At 67.7% G+C, this 15,751-nt stretch carries 10 protein-coding genes and 3 pseudogenes; 6 read left to right on the top strand and 7 right to left on the bottom strand.

The window, feature by feature from the left end:
* Positions 1 to 638: 638 nt before the first annotated feature.
* From QF035_RS00940 to QF035_RS00955, 4 genes are all read right to left on the bottom strand, one after another.
* Positions 639 to 1,202: a hypothetical protein gene (locus QF035_RS00940; RefSeq protein WP_307517488.1), complete on the bottom strand. Its 564-nt coding sequence runs from the start codon at positions 1,200 to 1,202 to the stop codon at positions 639 to 641.
* 118 nt (positions 1,203 to 1,320) lie between these two features.
* Positions 1,321 to 3,009 (bottom strand): SsgA family sporulation/cell division regulator, encoded by a 1,689-nt coding sequence (locus QF035_RS00945; protein WP_307517489.1) that lies wholly within the window; start codon positions 3,007 to 3,009, stop codon positions 1,321 to 1,323.
* 45 nt (positions 3,010 to 3,054) lie between these two features.
* Positions 3,055 to 4,260: an IS256 family transposase gene (locus QF035_RS00950; protein WP_307530821.1), complete on the bottom strand. Its 1,206-nt coding sequence runs from the start codon at positions 4,258 to 4,260 to the stop codon at positions 3,055 to 3,057.
* A gap of 203 nt (positions 4,261 to 4,463) precedes the next feature.
* Positions 4,464 to 5,936 (bottom strand): non-reducing end alpha-L-arabinofuranosidase family hydrolase, encoded by a 1,473-nt coding sequence (locus QF035_RS00955; RefSeq protein ID WP_307517490.1) that lies wholly within the window; start codon positions 5,934 to 5,936, stop codon positions 4,464 to 4,466.
* Between the two features lie 390 nt (positions 5,937 to 6,326).
* Between QF035_RS00955 and QF035_RS00960 the strand changes: the two are divergent.
* From QF035_RS00960 to QF035_RS00970, 3 genes and pseudogenes are all read left to right on the top strand, one after another.
* Positions 6,327 to 6,709: pseudogene (locus QF035_RS00960) on the top strand (RNA polymerase subunit sigma-24); the annotation flags it as partial.
* Between the two features lie 448 nt (positions 6,710 to 7,157).
* Positions 7,158 to 8,885, top strand: coding sequence for an LPXTG cell wall anchor domain-containing protein (locus tag QF035_RS00965; protein WP_307517492.1), 1,728 nt, complete (start codon positions 7,158 to 7,160; stop codon positions 8,883 to 8,885).
* Positions 8,886 to 8,993: 108 nt separating this feature from the next.
* Positions 8,994 to 9,212 (top strand): annotated as a pseudogene (locus QF035_RS00970) (YceI family protein); the annotation flags it as partial.
* Between the two features lie 1,016 nt (positions 9,213 to 10,228).
* Here QF035_RS00970 and QF035_RS00975 read toward each other — a convergent pair.
* Positions 10,229 to 11,656, bottom strand: coding sequence for a non-reducing end alpha-L-arabinofuranosidase family hydrolase (locus tag QF035_RS00975; protein WP_307517493.1), 1,428 nt, complete (start codon positions 11,654 to 11,656; stop codon positions 10,229 to 10,231).
* Between the two features lie 213 nt (positions 11,657 to 11,869).
* Between QF035_RS00975 and QF035_RS56185 the strand changes: the two are divergent.
* Both QF035_RS56185 and QF035_RS00985 read left to right on the top strand, forming a co-directional pair.
* Positions 11,870 to 12,331, top strand: a pseudogene (locus tag QF035_RS56185) (IS1634 family transposase); the annotation flags it as partial.
* A 42-nt stretch (positions 12,332 to 12,373) separates the two neighbouring features.
* A complete protein-coding gene (locus QF035_RS00985) occupies positions 12,374 to 12,544 on the top strand; it encodes a hypothetical protein (RefSeq protein WP_306934880.1) in 171 nt (56 codons plus the stop codon).
* A gap of 12 nt (positions 12,545 to 12,556) precedes the next feature.
* Here the strand turns inward: QF035_RS00985 and QF035_RS00990 are convergent, their stop codons facing one another.
* Together QF035_RS00990 and QF035_RS00995 are read right to left on the bottom strand one after the other, a co-directional pair.
* A complete protein-coding gene (locus QF035_RS00990; protein ID WP_306934878.1) occupies positions 12,557 to 13,300 on the bottom strand; it encodes a TetR/AcrR family transcriptional regulator in 744 nt (247 codons plus the stop codon).
* Between the two features lie 25 nt (positions 13,301 to 13,325).
* Positions 13,326 to 14,531, bottom strand: coding sequence for a serine hydrolase domain-containing protein (locus QF035_RS00995; RefSeq protein ID WP_306934875.1), 1,206 nt, complete (start codon positions 14,529 to 14,531; stop codon positions 13,326 to 13,328).
* A 187-nt stretch (positions 14,532 to 14,718) separates the two neighbouring features.
* Here QF035_RS00995 and QF035_RS01000 point away from each other — a divergent pair, with 187 nt between their 5' ends.
* Positions 14,719 to 15,546 carry an SDR family NAD(P)-dependent oxidoreductase gene (locus QF035_RS01000; protein WP_307517494.1) on the top strand — a complete coding sequence of 276 codons (828 nt, stop codon included), beginning with the start codon at positions 14,719 to 14,721 and terminating at the stop codon, positions 15,544 to 15,546.
* Positions 15,547 to 15,751: the final 205 nt, after the last annotated feature.

The raw sequence follows: 15,751 nt of genomic DNA on the forward strand, positions 1-15,751 counted from the left end.
CCACCGAATGTGAGACAGGGCCGCTCGTTTGACAGACCCGGTGCCGGAACCGTCGGCTCCGATCGGCCCGGTGCACAGCGCGCATCGGCGCTGCGCCGGAGGGACAAGGTGCGAGAAGAACCCACCGACAGCGGCGATCCGCTCCAGCCCTGGCAGCGAGATGCCAGGGCGGAGCTCGTTGGGAAGGTCAGCCGGGACAGGGACCGCGGCCACCACCGCGGCAACGATCCACGCTGCTGGGACCTCCCTCAGGAGGCAGTCGTCCTGGTGGACGATGAAGGCGAGATCTGTGTACAGGCGCCGCCCGGCTGGCACGTGTGCCGTGCAAGTGTCCGCTCCGCAGTGTGGACATCCGGGCGTCTCCGGCAGCAGCGGTCGTTCTCGCAAGTAGCTCACACCAGTGCGGGTGAGATGACGGGCTGTCTCTCTCATGTGCAGGCCCACGTCAAGAACGTTCCCCGGGGTGAGCTTCGTGCCCTCTGCGACCAGCATGCGAACCCACAGGGGAGGCCGTGTTCTGGCGTACCGCACGGAATACGGGGCGGCGCAGTTGCCATGATGCTCGTCAGTTCGATCGCAGAGCAGGCACCGCACCTCGCGGTGAACCGGTAGCTTCCCGTACGCTCCCGGGGGATGGATCATGGATCTTCCCTCCTGAGCCACTCTGCTGCTCGGCTCGTCCACGGCTGCACGGTGAGGGCCAGTTCCCAGCCAGCCGAGGCGGCTACTGCAGCAGTAGCAAGCCACCGCATGATCGCGTGATCCTGGGATGCCGCCTCAGGCGGAGCAAGCAGCCCGACCGCGCCCACTCCGAGGGCGGTGACACCCAGGTTGTAGGCGGTGCCAGCACGGTTGGTCCACCGCAGCCATAGTTCGAAATTGCGTTGCTGCTCTTCTACCAGCACCTCCTGCTCGGGCGGGGTTTGGCCCTTCCACCAGTCGTAAAGTTCGGCCGGGCTGTACAGATGCCGCCGGGCGCGGAAAGCCAGCTGGATGCTGCCGATCAGGCAGATCGCAGCTGCCGTGAAACACAGGATGGCAGGACCAGGCCAACGGAACCGCGCCCCGTCCGCGGCGAGTACGCCAATGAGCGCCACTGCGGCTCCCGCCAGCAGCGGTGCCGCGATGAACTGCGCCTGCTCAGCAGCGTGCGGCTCGCCGATCAGTCTGGGACGTCCCCACTCGTCATCAGGAACCGCCATGCCCTTCCCTCATCCTCTTCAAGGACTGCATGCACCCACCTGTGCCTGCTTCGCGTTCTTCCCGGTTCTGGGCACGCCGCTTCCTCCGGCGCTGCCTGCAACGGTGTCGTCGTCTTGCTCAGCCTCGGCCCGGGAGGCGGGCGCGCCGGTGCATCTGGTCTTCCACCGTGCTCAAGGCACCCTGGCAGTGCGGGTACTCCCCTCCCTGGGGAACAAGGCGTTGTGTCTGCAGCAGGAAGGCACGCAGTTCTTGCCTCGACATGACGAGCAAGGCGTTGCCCTGCACTGAGCGCAGCTGCAGGAACGTGCACCGGTGATGTACGTCCGTGTCCGCGCCTTGGCTCCAGACGGCGACATCGCCGAGGCCTACCCGCTGCTCCAGGCCGTCGGTGAGGAGGTCGCGGGCCAGCCGCCAGATGGTCTCGCCGCGGCCGTCATGGAAGGCGGCGTGCACGGCGTAGGGGTCACTGGTCCGGTAGGTCAAAAGCCCGCGCAGGCGCAGGTTCTTGCTGTGACCTTCGGTGTAGAGCGCCATTATCAATTCGGCGTGCAGTTCCGGCTTTCCGTCGAGGCGGTACTGCCCGGAACCGGGCGGGTGTTCCCGGGGCCGCGCAGTGGACGGATGCACTGTCCGCGCCAGAGCCAGATCCCGACTCAAAGACGGCTCTCGGGATGCCGACGAACGCGGCCGGTCCGAAGTGTCGTGCCAGCAGCCCGGTGTCCATCCGTCCTCCACCGGCACGACGGCTGAGGGTTGCAGGGCGGCACCCGCACAAGCCGCCTCCATGCGTAGCCACGCGGGCGGGCTGTAGTGCGGTGTGGCGGTATCCCCACCACCCCGATGTGGAGAGTTCCCGCACCACCGCGGTGTCACGGCGGAGTCCCACCACTGGCCAACAATGTGTGCCGACAGCACGGTCGTCCCGGCGAGGGGCTCCAGCGTCAAACCCCACTCCATGCCCTCGCATACCGATGGCATCGACGGCCACGACAGGCAGGCTGCTGCCGCACAGGCGTCCGGGCTCCACACCGCCCCCAGGTCCGCAGGCCGGCCGAGGAGGGGCCTACCGTAGCGGATGTGGCCTGCCGCCTCATCGCCCCTTCCGCTCACCAAGTGGAGGCAGACAGCACGGAACACGGACTCCTCAAGCCGGCCGAAAGGTCGCCGCGCCATGAGGGCTGCGCAATAGTCCGCCCAGGACTGTTGTGCTGCATCCCGGCCTGCTAGCCAGACGCCGAAGGTGGCCGCGGCCATATCCGTGCTCCGACGGACCGCAGCTTCGAGGCAGTGCTCGGCATAGGTGCCGAACTCGGCGTAAGGAGACGCTGTCCGCCTGACACACCGGCTTCGACACTGGGCTTCCGCGAAGCGCTCCACCTGGTGAGGATCGCTCACTCCGTACACGCGCAGCAGCTCCTGGAGAACCGCCGCGCTGATACCGATGGATCCGTTTTCGATCCGGATGACTTTCGCCGGTGACCAGTCCAGAGCTTCGGCCGCCTGAACCTGCGTAAGGCCAGCCCTTTGCCGGGCCATCCTCAGGTGCTTCCTGAGTCGCAGATAGTGCACCGCATCGCGCGCCCGTGGCGATTGCGCCGCGGCGAGGCGCGGGGAAGGCCCCGGTTCAGCCATCGTCAAGCCGATACCCGGAAAGTCGACGAGGACGGTGCCGCCATCGGCCGCGTTCATGCCGTGCGTGGCCTGAACCGCTTCGCCCAACAGCTCGTTGAGGAGAAGGGATTTACCCGCAGAGTATTCCCCGACCACAGCAATGCTGATCCGGTTGTCACTCGAAGGACCTGCCATGTTGGGGGTGTGTCAATTTAACGGCTGATCTTGGTTGTTGAGTGGTCAGGTGTTGCTCGGGGTCAGGCGGCCCTCGAACGCGATCTGGAACGCGTTCAGGGGCGCTTTCCAGCGCATGGTCCACCGCTTGCGACCCTTCCCGGTCGGGTCCAGGCTCATCAGCGCCATATAGATGCACTTGAGGGCGGCGGCTTCGTTGGGGAAGTGTCCGCGGGCGCGGACGGCTCTGCGGATGCGAGCGTTGACGCTCTCGATCGCGTTGGTGCTGCAGATGACCTTGCGGATCTCGACGTCGAAGGAGAGGAACGGCACGAACTCGGCCCAGGCGTCCGACCACAGCTTCACGATCGCTGGATACTTCCGGCCCCACGCCTCCTGGAACTCCAGGAACCGCTCCGTAGCCGCGTCTTCGCTGGGCGCGGTGTAGACGGGCTTGAGAGCCTTGGCGATCTTGTCCCAGTCCTGACGGGCGGCGTATCGGAACGAGTTCCGCAGCAGATGAACCACACACGTCTGGACAATCGTGCGAGGCCAGACGGTCTCCACGGCCTCGGGAAGGCCCTTGAGCCCGTCGCAGACCAGCATCAACACGTCATCCAGGCCGCGGTTCTTCAGCTCGGTGAACACGTGCAGCCAGTACTTCGCGCCCTCACCGCCGTCGCCGGCCCAGATGCCGAGGATGTCGCGGGTGCCGTCCACGGTCACCGCCATCACGACGTAGACCGGACGGTTCGCGACCTTCCCGTCCCTGATCTTGACGTTGATGGCGTCCACGAACAGGACCGGATAGACGCGGTCGAGCGGCCGGTTCTGCCACTCGGCCATGCCCTCCATCACTTTGTCGGTGATGGTGGAGACCGTCTGTTTGGACACCTCGGCGCCGTACACCTCAGCGAGATGAGCCGATATCTCTCCGTGCGTAAGACCCTTCGCAGACAACGACAGCACCATCTCGTCGACACCGGTCAGAGGCCGCTGCCGCTTCCTGACGATCTGCGGCTCGAAGCTGCCGGCAGTGTCGCGAGGCACCTTCACTTCCACCGGCCCGACGTCGGTCAGCACGGTTTTGGCACGGGTGCCATTGCGGCTGTTGCCGTTGTTCTTCCCAGCCGGATCATGCTTCTCATAACCGAGGTGATCGGTGATCTCGCCTTCCAGGGCCGATTCCAGGACCCGCTTGGTCAGCTGCTGCAGCAGCCCACCCTGCCCGGTCAGCTGCAGCCCCTCCGACCGGGCCCGCTCCACCAGCATCGCGACCAGTTGCTCGTCGGACACAGGCTCAGGCTGCCCACACTGGGCACTCTCGACAGGCTCCACGGTCTCCAACTCCACGGCGGTGTCAGTCACTTGACGTCGCTCCCATGATCGTCGGATCCGCCGTTAGATTTACACTCCCTACGTCGTTGCCCGCGAAGGTCAGGAACAGCGGAGCCGGACCTGTGTCACGCCACCGGCTAGCGCTGCAGTGTCAGCACGCCCGGCCGGTACGGCAGGGTGCCGTAGTCCCCGCCGTCGGTGCGGGGGTCGCGCCCCTGGTAGAGGAACTGCAGATTGCAGGGGTCAATGGTCTTGGTCTGGTCGGGGTTGGTGCGAACCACATCGCCGTGGCTGATGTCCCTGGTCCAGGCCGTCGCGCCGCTGTTGGCACTGCCGGCGAAGGGGCTGGTCACGGTGTTGGCCTGCGGCTGCGGTGTCCAGGTGCCGTCGAGGCTGGTGGCCGTGAACGAGCGGAAGTAGCGACCATACCCGGTGTAATTCTGGGCCTCGACGATCATGAGGTACTGGTTCTGGCCCTTGACCTTGTAGACCTCCGGCGCCTCGAACAGGTTGAGCGCCGTGTCGCTCATGATCTTCGTGAACGAACCGAAGGTGCCCGGGAAGTTGCCGATGGGCATGCTGGCGCGGTAGATGCCGCCCTCGTCGTCGGCGAAGAACATGTACATGTTCGTGTCGTCGCCGATGAGGGTCACGTCGAGGGGGCCCCTCTTCCGGCGCGTGCCGTCGGGATCAATAACGTCCGGGAGGGTGGTCGTGAAGAGATCCTGCTGCGGGCCCCAGCCGTTGGGGTTGGTGGGGTCGCTAGAGGTGCGGTAGGAGAAGCTGTAGGGCCAGCCCCCGTTGTAGGCGAGCACCCAGATGTTCTTCGGGGCGAAGTAGAACAGCGTCGGCGCGATGCCGTCGAAGGGAATCTTGTTCTGGGTGGCGGTGGCCATGTCGGACCAGTTCGTGAAGGGGCTGAAGGTCGTCAATCCCCAGCGCCCATTCTCACCGGCGACGGTGTCGTGCGTCGTGGCATAGACGACGTGCTTGCCGTTGTGGACGACGCTGGTGAAGTCCTTGAGCGAGGCCCACCCCGCCTTCGACTGCGCCAGCGGGCCGGTCGAGGTCCAGCGGTAGGTCGACGGAAGAGCACACGTGTTGCCCGTCCCGGACAGGCCGGTCCACTTCTGGTTGGCGCCGCCGTGGCACGACCAGAGCTGCACTCCCGTGCCGTTGGCCTTGCCCCAGCCCGAGGCCTCCAGGCACAGCCCGGACCGCACGCCGACGACCGTGCCGTCGGGGTTCACCCGCCACTGCTGGTTGTCACTGCCGTTGCACGTCCAGATCTGCACCGGGGTCCCGGACATGGTGGCGCCGCCCCGGACATCTAGGCACTTGTTGCCGTACACGGTCAGCTGGTTGCTGTCCGACAACGTCCACTGCTGGTTGATACCGCCGTGGCAGTCCCAGATCTGCACGTTCGCGCCGTCGGCCTGGCTGAAGCCCGACACGTCGAGACACTTGCCGGAATCAACACCGCGCACGTCGCTGGTGGTGGCCGCCTGAGCCGGGCCGGCGACGAGCAGCGCCGCCAACGCGGCCAGGGCCGCGACCGCAGCGGCGAGCATCGCAGACGGATGTCTGCGGCTGAAACTGTGTCTGGGCATAAGGACCTCGTCATCCTTGAGCAAGCGACTCCGGTTTAGCCCGTCAGAGGCTGTCCGGAGGCGGTGTGGCACGACCCCGACTGCCCGATATGTCGAACAAGGGTCGAAGTGTCGAGCAACTGGATGATTAAGGTTCCGGTGATCAACGTCAATACCTCTCACGCGATTCGCGAGCAGAAACGTTCGCAGGCTGAAACCAGGCGGCTTCAAGTTCCCGTCGTGCAAGGGTCTTTGGCGTGAGGGGTAGGTAGCAGTGCGGGCGCGGGCTCGGCAAGGTCCGCACCGACCCGACGTGGGCGACCGCCCTGGTGAGGTCCCTGCTCGTCCTCACAAACCGCGACGTTTCCCGGTGACCGACGATCTTCACCGAAGTCATCCACCCACGACCAGGCCGACGCGCCCACCTCCGAGGAGACCGACTGGATGCAGATCGTCGAGTGGTACGACGAGCTGATGCGCCTGACCGACAGCCCGGTCGTCCGGCTCAACCGCGCGGTGGCCGTCGGCCTGGCCGACGGCCACCGCGCCGGCCTGGCGGCGCTCGCGGCGCTGGACGTCTCCTCCCCAAGCTCTTCGAGCAGGGGATATCCCATGCCCCGCCACGCCGCGGTGGCGGCGTACCTCCACGAGCGCGACGGCGACCTGGCGACGGCGGCTCGGCTGTACGCCGAGGCGGCCCACAAGGCACCCAACCTCGCCGAGCGCGACCACCTGACACGCCAGGCCCTCGGCTCAACGCCCGCCTGCCAAGGGTGTTCTCCTGGGCGTGGTGATGCGGCGTGGCCGGGTCGTCGGGTGCTCCGGCCACCACGCTCCGGCCGGCCGGTGGGGCCTGGGCCGCGCCGCCGCCCGTCGCGGTGGCGGCGGCCGCCGTCTGTCTTTTCCTGTGCTTCCTGTGCGGCCGCTCGGCCACCGCGGGGCGGTGTGCGGCCGGAAGCATGTGATGGTTCGCGCCGTCGAGGTGGAAAGGGAGCCCGGGCGTGTCACCGGGTCACGGGGTCCGGTGAGACGGTGCGACCGCGTCTCGGCGAAAAACGATTGAGATGGCAACCTTTCCGCTCCGACTGGCCACTTAGGGGTGTACCGACGAGGGCGAGCCGTGGTCAGCGGCGCTACGCCCTCTGTTTCAACACCCGATCGGAGCACTACGTGTCACCAGACGACCCGAGATCCGCCGAGCAGCCGATGCCTCGGGGTCGCACGCCCCGCCGCCGTAGCCGGATGCTCCGGCGTTGTGTCGTGGGGGCGGCGGCGGTGCTCGCCGCCTCGGCCGGTGTCGGCGCCCTGGCGCCCAGCGCAGGCGCCGCGCCGACCGTCGGCATCCGTGTGGATGCCGGTACCTCCTTGGGCACGGTGCCCAGCAGTGCTTTCGGCCTCAACACGGGCTACGGCGACGAGCACATGGGGAGCGCCAAGGCGACATCGCTGATGAAGGCCGCGGGAGTTCGGCAGCTGCGCTATCCCGGTGGCTCCGGCGCGGACGACTACCACTGGAAGACCCATACCTACGGCGACGGCAAGGGCTGGATCCCCTCCAACACCGACTTCGACCACTTCATGGCCATCGCGAAGAAGGTCGGCGCCCAGCCGATCCTGACCGCGAACTACGGTTCCGGCACCCCCAAGGAGGCCGCCGACTGGGTCAAGTACGCTAACGTCGACAAGGGTTACGGCGTGAAGTACTGGGAGATCGGCAACGAGGTCTACGGCAACGGGCACTACGGCGACGGCAAGGGCTGGGAAACTGACAACCACGCCGACAAGAGCCCGAAGGAGTACGGGAAGAACCTCGTCGCCTACTCGAAGGCGATGAAGGCCGTGGACCCGAAGGTGAAGATCGGAGCGGTGCTCACCACCCCCGGCTTCTGGCCGGATGCGGAGAAGGCTCCCGGTGACACCGCCGACTGGAACAACACGGTGCTCTCCATCGCGGGACGCTCGATCGACTTCGTCATCGTCCACTGGTATCCGGGCGGCACCACCACTGCCGACCTGCTGAACACCCCCTCCCAGATCGCCGGTGTCAGGTCCTCGCTGCGCTCGCTGATCGCCAAGTACGCGGGCTCGAACGCCGCTTCGGTGGAGATCGCGGTCACCGAGACCGACGCCGTCGGCTCGCCCGCCTTGACCAGCCAGGCCGCGGCCCTGTTCGCGCCGGACACCTACATGACCTGGTTCGAGCAGGGTGCCACCCACGTGGACTGGTGGAACCTGCGCAACGGCTCGGGCGAAGCTCCCACCACCGTCCACGGCGAGACCGACTACCAGGACGGGGGCATTCTCTCCGCCGGAACCTGCGCCGGGGGGAAGTGCGAACCGCCGCGCGACACGCCCTTCCCCACCTACTGGGGTATCCGCTCGCTGACCGCACTGGCGAAGCCTGGCGACACCATGGTCAAGTCGTCCTCGCGCAACTCGTCGGTCGCCGTGCACGCGGTGCGGAGCAGCAAGGGCGGTCTGAACGTCATGCTGATCAACAAGAGCCCGAAGGACGCGGCGCAGGTGTCGCTCTCGTACGCCGGATTCACCCCGGCCGCAGGGGCGGTCACGACCGTTTCGTATGCCAAGGGAGACACCTCCCTGACGACGGCGAAGCGGGGCACGGCGGGCGCACAGAAGCTGCCGCCGTACTCGATCACGACTCTTCAGCTGAAGCCCGCGTCGGGGACCGCCGGCGCTGACAAGCCGTCGCCCGCCCCCACGCCGACCGCCGCCGCGCCGCTCGTCTCCGCCGCCGGCAAGACCGGCAGCCGTGCGCAGGCGGAGAACGGCGCGCCCGTCGGCCGGCCGTCTCCGAGCGGCAGCAGCAGCAACACGTTCGGCCCCCTGGCTTCCACCGGGGCGAGCACCGCTGTCACGTACAGCGCCATCGGTGGCCTGCTGGTCATCGTCGCCGGCGGCGTGCTGGTACTTCGCGGACGTCGCCGCAGGGCTGTGCACGGGAAGTGAGACCGCGTGAGTGACTGACGGCCCGGCAGCAACGCCACCCACCCGTGGCGTGCGCGCCGGGCCGTCGGCCTCCGCGCCGGCGTCGGCGGTCAGGATACAAACAAGGCCCGGGTCGTTGCCCTGGACCTGGCCTGCCTCGGCACCGGTCCCGACCCGTGGGGCGGCCCACGGGCCGCGTTCCGGGCCACCGTGGAACTGCCGCGCGAGGACTTCGCGATGAACTACAACCAGGTCGTCCAGGTCGGCATGGCCGCCATCGGCACCACGCTCCGCGTCGGGATCGACCTCCAGGCCGTCCAGGGCGAACAGCTTCCGCCGCTCGCCTGACGGCGGAGACGGCTCGGCCCCCTGCCTCACTCGGGAAGCAGGGGGCTGAGCCGTCCGTGGCCGGTGCCTCCTGGCGGCTGAGCAGGATGTCGACACCGTCCTGGCTGCCGTACAGCGTGATATCGGGAGGAGTCCGGCGGCTGCGGCGGGCCGGTCGACGTCAAGCCGCGCGGCATCGCCTCCCGCGGTAACGGCGGCCGCGCCGACACTCAGAAGTTGCCGCCAGGCCGCGGTCCAGCCCAGTACCCGCCGTCCAGGCGAAGGCAGCGTGACGTGAACCGGTCCGGACACGCCGCGTCGTGACCGGGCCGCTACCCCGATATCCTGGGCACGCAAGGCCTGGATGAACCAGTCGAGTACCGGTGCCAGGTTTTCCGGGGGCGACCAGCTGTTGATCACTGCGAGGAGCTGAGGTACCGCTCCCGGTCAAGGTTGTTCGCGGACCTCGTGCCCGTGGGCAGCTGGCCCAGACCTGGCCTCGCAGGTTGTCCGGCGGCACGTACTCCGGCTGGGCGAGCGGGTGCCGGTCGGGCACGGCCAGCAGGGCGTTCTCGTGGACCAGGCTTGTGGTGCGGAGCCCGGTGGGACGCGGGCGGGCCAGTGCGTCCACTGCCCGGCCAGTCCACAGGATTTGATAATGCCTCGCTTTTTTGGCGGGGCTGGGCCGCCTCTGGGCCAAATCGCCAGGGCATGGTGGACGACGTCATCGACTTGATCCACCAGGCCGACCAGCCGGGCACCAGCGGCGTTCGGCCACGGCTTCCTCGAATGCGGGATCGTCATCGCATCCTGCCGGACTGCGCACGGATGTCAGGTACGGATCAGTGCACGCTTGCCCGTTACGCCGCCATGCGCCAGCGGGGGAGAACCACGAAAGGGAGGAACCCCGGCCGACGCGCGGCTGGGGTTCCTCGAGGCGGTGAGTATCGGTCAGCGGGTGGAGTCGCCCACGCCGTAGACAGCTCGTCCACGCGTCGGCGGACCGCACCACATCGCGATCACCGTGATCAGGCGGGTCAGCGCTGCAGGGTGAGCAGGCCCGGCCGGTACGGCAGTTGCATGTACTCGGTGCCCGGCGGGACGTCCTTGAGGAGGCCCTGGTAGAGGAACTGCAGGTTGCAGGGGTCGATGGTCATGGTCTGGTCGGGGTTGTTGCGGATCAGGTCACCGTGGCTGACGCCCTGGGCCCAGGTGGAACCGCTGTTGGCCTGGCCCGCGAAGGGGCTGCTCTCGCTGCCGGCCTGGACGGTCCACGGACCGTCCAGGCTGGAGGCGGTGAACGAGCGGAAGTAGCGGTTCGTACCCGACGCCTCAACGATCATGAGGTACTGGTTCCGGCCCTGGACCTTGTAGACCTCCGGCGCCTCGAACAGAAAGTCCGTTTCGTCGCTCATAACCGTCGTGTACGAGGAGCCGAAGCTGCTGGGGAAGTTCGCGAGCGGCATGCTCGTCCGGTAGATCTTGCCGTTGTCACCGGCGAAGAACATGTACATGTTCTGGTTGTCGGCGATCAGGGTCGCGTCGAGCGGGGCGTCGTGCTTGTTCGGATCGGGGTTCGGGGGGAGGGTGCCGGTGAACAGCGACTGCGGGGCGGACCAGCTGTTGGGGTCGGTGGGGTCGCTGGACGTGCTGTAGAGGAACGCCGGCCACTGGTACACCATCACCCAGATGTTCTTGGTCGAGAGGTAGAACAGTTCGGGCGCCACCGCGGTGTGGTTCGTCTTGGTCTGGGTGGCCGCCCCCATGTCCGACCAGTTCGTGAAGGGACTGAACATCGTCGAGCCCCACCCGCTTTCGTTGGCGGTGGTCGCGTAGACCACGTGCCTGCCGTTGTACTTCACGGTGGCGAAGTCCTTCACCGCGGACTGCCCGTTCGCCGGCTGCGCCAGCGGGCCGGTCGAGGTCCAGCGGTACGTCGACGGAAGAGCACACGCGTTGCTCACCCCGGACAGGCCGGTCCACTTCTGGTTGGCACCGCCGTGGCACGACCAGATCTGCACCCCCGTGCCGTTGGCCTTGCCCCAGCCCGAGACCTCCAGGCACAGCCCGGACCGCACGCCGACGACCGTGCCGTCGGGGTTCACCCGCCACTGCTGGTTGTCACTGCCGTTGCACGTCCAGATCTGCACCGGGGCCCCGGCCGTGGTGGCGCCGCCCCGGACATCCAGGCACTTGTTGCCGTACACGGTCAGCTGGTCGCTGTCCGTCAACGTCCACTGCTGGTTGACTCCACCGTGGCAGTCCCAGATGTGCACGTTCGCGCCGTCGGTCTGACTGAAGCCCGACACGTCGAGACACCGGCCGGAATCAACACCGCGCAAGTCGCCGGTGGTGGCCGCCTGAGCCGGGCTGGCGACGAGCAGCGCCGCCAACGCGGCCAGGGCCGCGACCGCGGCGGCGAGCATCGCAGACGGATGTCTGCGGGTGAAGCTGTGTCTGGGCATAGGGACCTCGTCATCCTTGAGCAGGCGATTCCGGTTTGGCCCGTCGGGGGCTGTCCGGAGGCGGTGTGACACAACCGCCTGTCCGATATGTCGAACAAGGGTCGAAGTGTCGGGCAACTGGATGATTAAGGTTCCGGTGATCAACGTCAATACGTCTCGCACGATTCGCGGGCAGAAACGTTCGCAGGCTGAAACCAGGCGGCTTCAAGTCCCGTGGTTGCGAACCGGGCCCTGGCTCCGTCGTCGAAGCTGGCCGCCGCGGACCGGGTCACGCACGACGTGCATGTCGAGGGCCTGCCGGCCAACGGCGACGACGCATGCTACCGGGCGATGGACTGGCTCCACGAGGTGACCGACGACCCGGAGAAGCGGGTGTTCGACGAGGTCGCGAACTCCTCATCCTCGAGGTCGATCTGCTGTTCTTCGACACCACCAGCACCTACTTCGAGCTGGAGGGGCCGGATGGGTCCGTCGCCCGCGACGACAAGGGCCCCGCCTCCTGACGGATGACCGCCCATTCGCTGAAGAGGACGGCGAGCCCGCGGATCAGGCCGGGTTCCGCACCTTCGGCAAGTCGAAGCACTCCCGCGATGACCTGCCGCAGATCGTGATCGGTATGGCCGTCATAAGGGACGGGATCCGGTCCGCGTCTGGTCCTGGCCCGGCAACACCGGCCGGGCCGGGACGGTGACCTGGCGCAAGGGCTCGAAAGCCTCCATGGCCTCCCGTTTCGTGTTCCTGCGGGTCCGGCTCGCGGGGTGGCGGCCGAAGCCTGCCGCAGATGGTGTCATCGGACTCGTCCACCTGATCGCCCAGTGGCCCGAGGACGAGGCAGATGCAGAGCCAGTGAAGTACTGGATCTCGAACCTGCCCGGGGCTTACAGCTGACCCGACGAGGCGTCAGTTCTCCGTGTGTTCGCTTCCTTCTGCGCGGGCTGCGCGGGCGCGCTGTGCGCGGAGCTCCACGGCGTCGAGGAGCAGGCCGAGCGCGGTCTCGAACTGGTCCTCTTCGTCGATTTCCGCGAGATGGGGGGCGACCTGTGCCAGGTTCGGGTACCGCTGTGGCGAGGCCGTCAGGTACTCGCGGCGCCAGGCCAGCCGGTCGCCTTCCTGAGCGGCCTTGTCCAGCACGTTGAAGGAAGCCTCGAAGGCGCCGGCGGCGAGTGCCGTATCGGCCAGGACCCGGTAGTACGAGGCCGCTTCGCGTCCCTGGAGGCCGGCCTGGAGCAGGGCGCCGATGACCACGTCGGCGCCCTGGAACTCCGGCTCGCGCCGCGAGGTGCGGGCCGCGACCAGGACGGCCACACCCGGGTGCTGCAGGCATGCGGCGCGGATCCGTCGGGCGAGCGACGCGAGGGTTTCGCGCCAGCTTTCCGACGGTGCGAAGTCGTGCAGGGCGTCGCTGACCAGCCGGGCGGCCAGGCCGAGCAGCAGCTCGTCCTTACCGCGGAAGTGCCGCAGGACGGCTGTGTGGTCGGCGCCCAGTTCGGTGCCCAGCCGGCGGAAGGTGAGCGCCTGCGGACCGTCTCTCTCGATCACGGCCCTTGCGGTGTCCAGGATCAGATCCGGGGTGAGGAAGGATGCCGGACGCTGCTTCCGTCCTACGGGAGTGGCTCCTGCCGATTTGGTCTTCGCGCGTGTCATGACTGCCATCTTATCGACGGCGTTGTCAACGGTGGTTCTCCTGCAGGTGGTCGGCCACCGCCCGCAGTGCCGTGACGGACTCCGCGTCACGCGAGGGGTCGTCCGCCGTCGGCCACGCGCTGGTCTTGACGATCACCACGTCGGCCTCCGGGTCCACATACAGGTACTGGCCGTGGATCCCCACCCCGGTGAACGGACGTCGCTCGCCGCCGAGTGTCCACCACTTGTTGCTGTACCCGTAATGCGGGTAGCCGCTGGGACCCAGCGCGCCGACCTCCAGGTGCGCCACCCCTCGACCCCGACTGCGCGCCACCCATTCCCCGGGCACGATGCGCTGCCCGTTCAGCTCCCCGCCACGGGACATCAGCAGCCCCAGCCGGGCCATGTCGCGGGCGGTGGCATTGAGCGAGCCGCCGCCGATCGCGGTACGCGGACGCCCCCGGGTGAGCCAGTAGTACGCGTCGTGCTCAGCGCCGATACGGCTCCAGAGGCGCTCCGTGGCGTACTGCGCGAGGGAGCGGCCGGTGGCGGACTCCAGCACCCATCCCAGGACCTGGGAGTCGATCGTCGAGTAGCTGAACTGCGTGCCGGCCTCGGTCGAACGCTCGGCCGAGGACACGACCTCGTACAGCGAGCCACCCCCTGTGGCGGCCTCGGCGAACCGGTTGATCAGACTGTCCCGAACGGTGTAGTCCTCCACCAGGTCACCCACCCCGCTGCTCATGTCGAGCAGATGCTCGATGGTCACCCCGTCGAAGGCGGAGCCCACCAGCTCCCTGCAGTACACCGTCACCGGATCGGTCACATCCTTGATCGCCCCCTCGTCGAGGGCGATCCCGATCAGCATCGACGTCACCGACTTGGTCATCGAGAACATCTGGAACCGTACGTCGTCGCCGGCGAAGTACCCCGGATACGACTCGTGGACGATCTCGCCGCCATGCAGCACGACGAAGGAGGTGGTGTTCGTTCGAGCATGCAGTTCGGCAAGGCTCCGCTCCCGCCCCTCGAAGCCGTAGGCCACTTCCAGGGGGCGCGGTCGCCGGGGCAGGGGGAACATATTCCCGCCGCGGCGGACGTCTTCGGTGGGCATGAGGAGATTCATGTGAGTGAACGTCCACTCATTGACCGGGCGGCGGGTCATCACCTCGTCCTGGTGGCGCCACAGCCACACTGCCCCGGCGCCCGCCGCGGCGGCTCCCAGCAGCCATCCACCCACTTCATTGCGCATTACTGAGCCCCTTCATCGCATGGACATGTCGAGCTTCGGCGACCTCACTCTGGCTTGCCGATCCATCGATGTCAACAACGGTGCTAACGTTGGTGTCATCATGGGTGTCACCACTGTTGACAGGCCTTTGGGCGAGTGGTCATGCTGGGGGTCGTTACCCCTCTCCGACACTCACGAAGGACAGCACATGACAGCCACCCGACTGCCCACCGCGCGCCGCCTGCTCGGGAAGCTGCCCTTCGTCGACCCGGGCCGGCCTCCGCTGCCCGCGAGAACCGCGTTCCTGACCGGTGCCAGTTCGGGCATCGGCAAGGCGCTCGCAGCCGAGCTGTGCGTCCGCGGCTACGACGTGTACCTCACCGCGCGCAGAATCGAGCTCCTGGAAGAACTGCGGGCACAGCTCACCGCCGCCTTCCCGCAGCGTTCGGTGACCGTGGCCGCCCTCGATGTGACCGAGCATGAGGCCGTGGCGCGGACGATCGACGACGCGGCCCGGCAGTTCGGTGGACTCGGAATGGTCATCGCCAACGCGGGGGTCGACATGGGGGGCAACATCGGGGAGGGCCGCTTCGAGGCGCACCGCGCGGTGGTCGAGGTCAATCTGCTGGGTGCGATGGCGACCATCGACGCGGCCGTCGCACACTTCCGCGGCACGGGCGGCGGGCAGGTGGTGGGCTTTTCCTCCGTCGTGGCCGGGGCGGGCCTGCCGGGCGGGGCGCCGTACTGCGCCTCCAAGGCAGGGATCACGAGGTACCTTCAGTCGCTGCGAGGCGAGCTGTGGAACAGCGGCATCACCGTGACCACGGTCGCCCCCGGCTACATCGACACCCCGATCAACGAAGCCCTGGGCGACAAACGGCCGTTCCTCATCGACACCCGCACGGGCGCCCGCAAGATCATGGACCGCATCGAGTCCGGCGCCGTCCACGCGACAGTGCCCCGAGTGCCCTGGACCGTCGTCGAATACCTGCTGGCCCGGCTCCCGCCCCGTCTGCTGCGGAAGGTCAATGCCTGACCGCCCAGGCCCGGGTACCACTCACGCGCCGGTGCCGAGCCGGCATCACCCGGTGACCGTCGGGCCGGGCCAAGCCTTCGGCGCACACCGCACACCCGGCCCTGGTGCCACCCGGCATCTGCCCGCTCCCGAGCCTCGGCCGGTTCCCTATGCCCGGAGGCTCCCTTCGCCGCTCCAGTACTGGACACGGCACCCGACCGCCTAC

Origin of the sequence: Streptomyces umbrinus, assembly GCF_030817415.1 — a bacterium.
Lineage (GTDB): Bacteria > Actinomycetota > Actinomycetes > Streptomycetales > Streptomycetaceae > Streptomyces > Streptomyces umbrinus_A.